Genomic DNA, 5,741 nt, shown 5'->3' with positions numbered 1-5,741 from the left:
GACAGCAATTATGTTAGGAGAAGCCCCCCATTATCAAGCTTGGGGAAATGTGTTAAGCTGTTCGTAATTTAAATTGCTTGTTGAGACGAGGCAAGAGGCAAGAGGCAAAAGGCAACAGTAAAGGGATTGGGGGCGGTTCGGCTAATCTAAGAGTAAGCGGTTTAAATGCGTCTTAGCTTAGTTCCTAACACCGTGGCTAAATATTTAGTTTTAGCCAGAAATATCTAAGGGGACAAAACCTAATTGACCAATTGTCAATAGAGTTTTCAATGCGCTCACCCTGAGACTTTCTTGAGTATTTATATTTAGTGAATTGTTCGGCTTTTTCTGTCTTTTCCTTTGTCTTTTTCCACCTGCGGAATTTGGGTTGTATTGATTCGGACAATACCCGATGAGCCTTTCTCTGTCAAATCTTGAGGAGTCTTGCGTTTCATTTTTGAATTGGCGTTGTTTTACTCCCTGATGGAATGAGCAGTTGAGGCAGCATTAACTTGAGCGATCGCATTTAAAGGTAAAGATTGAACAGGCCGAATGTTTTAGGTTTACCTTGAGTTTATTGCTGTAATTCTTTCAACAAATCTAAGACTTTTTGAGCTTGTGCTGTGTCACCCCGTTGCTGATATAAATTGGCTGCTTTTTCCAAGTCGGTGATCGCTTTTTGACGGTTTCCTGACATTTCATAGACAAGCCCTCGCAGGTTGTAAGCATCAGCATAGTTAGGATCGAGGCGAATTGCTTGGGTGTAGTCGGCGATCACTTTTTGATATTCTTTTAATTGACCATAGGCATTACCTCGAAAAAGATAAGCACGAGCATCGTTAGGATTGAGGCGAATTGCTTGGGTGTAGTCGGCGATCGCTTTTTGATATTCCCCTAACTCAAAATATGCGTCGCCTCGAAGAATGTAAGCAATAGCATCGTTAGGATTGAGACGTATCGCCAGGTTAAATTGTGCCAGCGATTGCACAAAATTTCCTTTTTTCCATTCCTCTATTCCATAATTAAAAAACAACTCGGCAAAGGCTAGTTTAGAATTAGGATTTGATCGAATGCTATCGATCAAATCCTGAGTTACTTTGATTAAATCTATGGTTGTCTGGTATGCTTCTGTATCTCCCTGTTTTTGAAGTAATTCTGCCGCTTTTCGTAGCTCTGTGATCTGATTTTCTAAATCTCCTAAACCCTTATATGCCATTGCCCTGCCCATGTAAGCTTGAGCATAGTCGGGTTTGAGTTGAATCGCTTGGCTAAAATCGACAATTGCACCATCAAAATCTGCTTTGTCATATTTATCCATCGCCTGAACAAAAAAATCCTTAGCATTCCTTCCATTGGAAAAATATTGAGCGAGCGCGTTAGTAGTGGAGATACTTTGTTGAGGTGTTCTTAATTTATTCTGAGCAATTTCTCGGCCACTAATTGCTTGAGTGAAATTAGGATTAAGTCGTATTGCTTGAGCATAATCGGCGATCGCTTTTTGAGAATCTCCTAATTTATCATACAAAGTTGCTCGGTTATAGTAAGCTACTGCTGAATTGGGATTAAAGCGAATAAATTGGTTATAATCAGCCAGGGCTTTGTCATATTGCTGTAAACGACTATAGGCAATTCCTCTGTTGCCATAGGCTTGAGCATAGTTAGGATTAAGACGAATGGCTTCATTAAAACTATTAATGGCAGCCTCTAGATCACCTTGTTGTAATCTTTTTACTCCCTGATGGAAAAAGTCCAGAGCAGTTGAGGCAGCATTGACTTGAGCGATCGCATTTAAAGGTAAAGATTGAACGGGCCGAGGGAGAGAAAGGAAGCCTAAACCGAGACAGAGGGTAATTAAGATAGAGAAAGGACGGAGAAACATGATTGATTTTCCCTAGCAATGTTTTAGGTTGACGTTGAGTTTATTTTTGTATTATTTTAATAACTTCTAAGATTTCTTGAACTTTTGTCTTGAGGAGTCCTGCGTTTCATTTTTGAATTGGCGGGCCGTGAAAATGCCTCTTAGCTTAAAACCCGATGCCCGACCCCCGACACCCTGCCCCCACGAAAAACTTTTTGCCGCAACCCCTAACTAGGGAAAGCTGACTTGATCTAGTGGAGCAGAAAAAAAAAAGGGGGGGGTAATGGCCAATTTTTAGCTTGGACTTGGTTCTTTCACCAAAATTGAGTACAATGTCACTATCAATAGGCACTTCCTCTCCTCTCACCCACTCGAGATTAACCTCGCTCTGAACAAAGATAATCGGGTTAGCGAGTACAGGAATAGCCTCTCTCCTCCTCGATTTTCACCTTTTCTGGGTAATTTACCCAGTCAGGAGCGTTTATAGACTGATTTACTGCCTTGATCGACCCTAGATAAAATCAGGTCAAAAGATTATTGGCTTTGTTGATCACCAATCCCCTTAGAGCTGCCCAGGAAAATCTATGGTAAGTTTTTTTAAAAAGCTATTGACAAAAAAAAATCAAGGTGTTGGGTTAGAGATCACACCGGAGCGTATTAACATAGCTCAGATCGCCAAACAGGGACAAAATTATAAATTAGTTAAATGTTGTTCGTCGGATATCCCGGAAGGCATCTTTGAGGAGGGAAAAATCGTCGATTCCCCCGCTTTAGCGGAATTAATCCAAGAAGTCCTCAAGGAAAATAAAATTAACAGCAAACGAGTCGCTACTGGTGTGCCGATGCGCGAGTCAATTATCCGGATGATCCCCATTCCCTCGGAATTGGACGATCAGGAATTGCGAAATCTGGTCTTAAATCATGAGGCTAGTTTATACCTTCCCTATCCTCGCGAGGAAGTGGATCTCGACTACCAAAAACTAGGCTACTTTCAGGATGAAGACGGGATCGAAAAAGTGCAGGTTTTGCTGGTAGCCACTCGTCGGGAGATTACCGATGCCTACATGGAAACCTTCCAACAGGCAGGATTACAGGTAGATGTGCTAGAAATTAATAGTTTTGCCCTAATTCGGACGATTCGCGAACATTTGCGACAGTTTAGTTCCAATGAAGCTGCCGTTATTGTTGATATAGAATTTGATAACACGGAAATTGCCATCGTGGTGGACGGCGTTCCCCAATTTTCCCGCACTGTCCCCATCGGCACTTTCCAGCTACAAAATGCCCTCTCCAGGGCGATGAATTTGCCCACCTCCCGCAGTCCTGAGATTCTTTTGGGGATGACAATTCCGATTACTGCCTTTGATAGTCTTAGCACCAATACCGGCACTTCTGGGGCCCCTACTAACGCCGGGATGACGGCACTGATGCGCGTTTTAGGGGAATTAACCGATGAGTTACGGCGATCGATTAATTTCTATCTTAACCAAAGTGATGACCTGGAAATCGTCCAATTACTTTTAGCCGGTCCCGGGGGCGGTTTAGCGCAACTAGACGAATACTTTACTCAACGTCTCAGCGTCCCCACCATGGCAATCGATCCGATCGCATCACTGAACTTAGATACAACTCAAGAGATTCCTAATACCGAAAGACCGGGATTAGGAACAGTTATCGGTTTAGGATTACGGGAGGTATAGACAAAAATTATGTATAGTCTTGACGTTAATTTTCTTAAGGATCGCCATCTTAGCCAAACGGGGAAAGGAACCCCCGCAGCCAAGATTTCCACCGCTATTAACCTGCGTAAACAAACACCCCTGTTGATCGGTGTGGGAGTGGGGGCCGGATTATTGACACTGACGGGATTACTCGGTTTAATCCTCGGTTGGCAAACCAGCGAAACTCAGGCCAAAATTCAGCAACTGGACGCGGAATTAGGTCAACTGCAAGCCCAAAGCAAAAAGCTAGAAGACATGAAAGCGCAACTAACGGCGGTAGGAGAAGAAAATGAAGCTCTGGTAACTGTATTCAATCAGATTAGGCCTTGGTCAGCTATTCTTCAAGAAATTCGCCTGCAAACTCCCCCTAGTGTCCAGCTAACCAGTGTGCAGCAGGTGGAGGTTCCCGCTGCCCCAGATCAAGGGCAACAGAATCGGGCTACTCGCTTAAAAATCAGTGGTTTTGCCAGTAATTACGAAGCAGTCAATGATTATCTCTTAACCCTACAAGCTTCTCCTTTTTTACAGGGTAGGCAAACGGTGATCGAAAGTGCTGCCCTAGCCGATTTACCCGTACAGGTGGACAATAAGTACAAAAATATTAATGTTACTTTCCCCCAAGCGGTTCAATTTGTGATCACCGCCCAATTAAGTGATACTCCCGCTACTCAACAACTGCTCAATCTGACCCGCAATGGAGCACTCGGAGTTGTCACTAGGATTAATACTCTCAAACGCCAAGGAGCCATTCAACCATGACCTTTACCGAAGAATTTGAAGATCGGGAATTAGAGGAATTTGACGAGTATCCTATCGCTTTCGGGATAACTTTTACTCCCCGCAATAGTGGCATCGCTGCCGCTGTGCTAGGTTTACTTGGCTCTTTCTATCTGCTTTTTAACTGGGTGATGCCCGCTTATAATACCTTGCAACAGTTGCAAAACGATGCAGCTGGCAAACAACAACAGGTAGATCAACAAAAAAGCGGTCTCGGAGCCGCAGAATTCCCCAAAATCGAGAGTCAGTTGCAACAAAAAGAGGCAACTAAACAGCAAATTCTCGCGCTTTTTGCTCAAGAAAAGAACTTAAGCACAATTCTCTTAGATATTAGTAATATCTTTAAGTCTCGCAATGTTAAGCTGATTAGTTTCCAACCCCAAGGACTAGAACCAGTGGTGGTTTCCGATGGTTCCCTCGGTAGCGCGGTTAATAATAAGCTCAAACGTCAAACTCTTAACGTCAAGATCGAAGGGAACTATGCTAACACTCAAGAGGTTATTCGGGATTTAGAAAGATTACAGCCGCTCATTTTGCTCAACAGTCTCAATACCCAGATGGAAAAGGAAGGATCGGCGGTTCAAGTGGTTAGTACTGGCAAAAATAAAGCCACTATCGTTCCCCAAGGCGATAAACCCGTTACTACCACCTTTCTTCTCGATGTGATTATTCCTCTCAATGCCGCCGAATTAGCGAAATTAGCACCGCCACCCCCCGCCGAAGGCCAACCCCCCGCTAGTCCGCCCCAATAGGAGAACTTTCAGTGATTAAATGGTCTTCATTCCGGTGCGAGTATTCCGTTTTTTATCCGTTGAATCCCCCAATTGTTGAGGAGTGAAATTAAAGTGAATTCGTCCCGTTATGCCCTGTTTATCCCCCAAATTGCCTCGTTTTTATTGATGGCTCCCCTGAGCGCTTTGGCCGAAACCCCCATTTCCTTCGATGGTTCAGAGTTAAAATCGAGTACATCAAAAATTGAATTTTCGCAAGAGTTTAGTCAAGAAAATTTACAAAAAAGACCTAAGAATTTCGTTCCCACCCCCGATGCCGTAGAAAAGGAGATCAGCGATCGCATTTTAGCTAGTGAAAAACTACTGGCCCAAAGTGCGCCCCTTGTCCCCAACCCCGAAATTATCATTCAAGGCGCACCCCAAGCCCCCGGCGCTCCCACCCTACCCCGGGCTGTCGCCCCACCGGTGGGAGATATTGCCATCTCTAACATCGATGCTAGTGCCGAAAAGGTCAAATTCGAGCGTAATATGATTGTACCTCGTGTTTTACTCCGGGAAGCTTCCGCTAGAGAAGTGTTAATGACCCTTGCTAACTATGCCGGTTATAACGTCGTTTTCACCAGCGCCCAGGGGGAAACTAACGCCACCTCTCAGACAGTTTCCTTGGAATTTACT

Annotated in this window: 5 protein-coding genes and 1 pseudogene; 4 read left to right on the top strand and 2 right to left on the bottom strand. The window is 44.0% G+C overall.

Annotated features, from left to right (window positions below):
• Positions 1-305 precede the first annotated feature (305 nt).
• Entirely contained in the window at positions 306-434 is a 129-nt protein-coding gene (locus PX481_RS00140; RefSeq protein ID WP_256378305.1) for a hypothetical protein, read from the bottom strand.
• 119 nt (positions 435-553) lie between these two features.
• On the bottom strand, positions 554-1,858 hold the full coding sequence (locus PX481_RS00135) for a tetratricopeptide repeat protein (protein ID WP_002758746.1): 1,305 nt from the start codon (positions 1,856-1,858) through the stop codon (positions 554-556).
• Between the two features lie 563 nt (positions 1,859-2,421).
• Between PX481_RS00135 and pilM the strand changes: the two genes are divergently transcribed.
• From pilM to PX481_RS00115, 4 genes and pseudogenes are all read left to right on the top strand, one after another.
• Positions 2,422-3,537 carry a type IV pilus assembly protein PilM gene (gene pilM, locus PX481_RS00130; RefSeq protein WP_002758747.1) on the top strand — a complete coding sequence of 372 codons (1,116 nt, stop codon included), beginning with the start codon at positions 2,422-2,424 and terminating at the stop codon, positions 3,535-3,537.
• A 9-nt stretch (positions 3,538-3,546) separates the two neighbouring features.
• Positions 3,547-4,317, top strand: coding sequence for a PilN domain-containing protein (locus tag PX481_RS00125; RefSeq protein WP_002758748.1), 771 nt, complete (start codon positions 3,547-3,549; stop codon positions 4,315-4,317).
• On the top strand, positions 4,314-5,087 hold the full coding sequence (locus tag PX481_RS00120; protein ID WP_002758749.1) for a hypothetical protein: 774 nt from the start codon (positions 4,314-4,316) through the stop codon (positions 5,085-5,087). The genes PX481_RS00125 and PX481_RS00120 overlap by 4 nt, the downstream gene beginning before the upstream one ends.
• A 93-nt stretch (positions 5,088-5,180) precedes the next feature.
• Positions 5,181-5,741 (top strand): annotated as a pseudogene (locus PX481_RS00115) (pilus assembly protein); the annotation flags it as partial.

This window comes from Microcystis sp. M53603_WE2, assembly GCF_030065435.1.
This window is presented reverse-complemented; position numbering and strand designations above follow the sequence as displayed.

Coding starts and splice junctions, on each gene's coding strand:
- PX481_RS00120 (WP_002758749.1), top strand. CDS start 4,314: ATGACCTTTACCGAAGAATTTGAAGATCGGGAATTAGAGGAATTTGAC.
- PX481_RS00135 (WP_002758746.1), bottom strand. CDS start 1,858: ATGTTTCTCCGTCCTTTCTCTATCTTAATTACCCTCTGTCTCGGTTTA.
- pilM (WP_002758747.1), top strand. CDS start 2,422: ATGGTAAGTTTTTTTAAAAAGCTATTGACAAAAAAAAATCAAGGTGTT.
- PX481_RS00140 (WP_256378305.1), bottom strand. CDS start 434: ATGAAACGCAAGACTCCTCAAGATTTGACAGAGAAAGGCTCATCGGGT.
- PX481_RS00125 (WP_002758748.1), top strand. CDS start 3,547: ATGTATAGTCTTGACGTTAATTTTCTTAAGGATCGCCATCTTAGCCAA.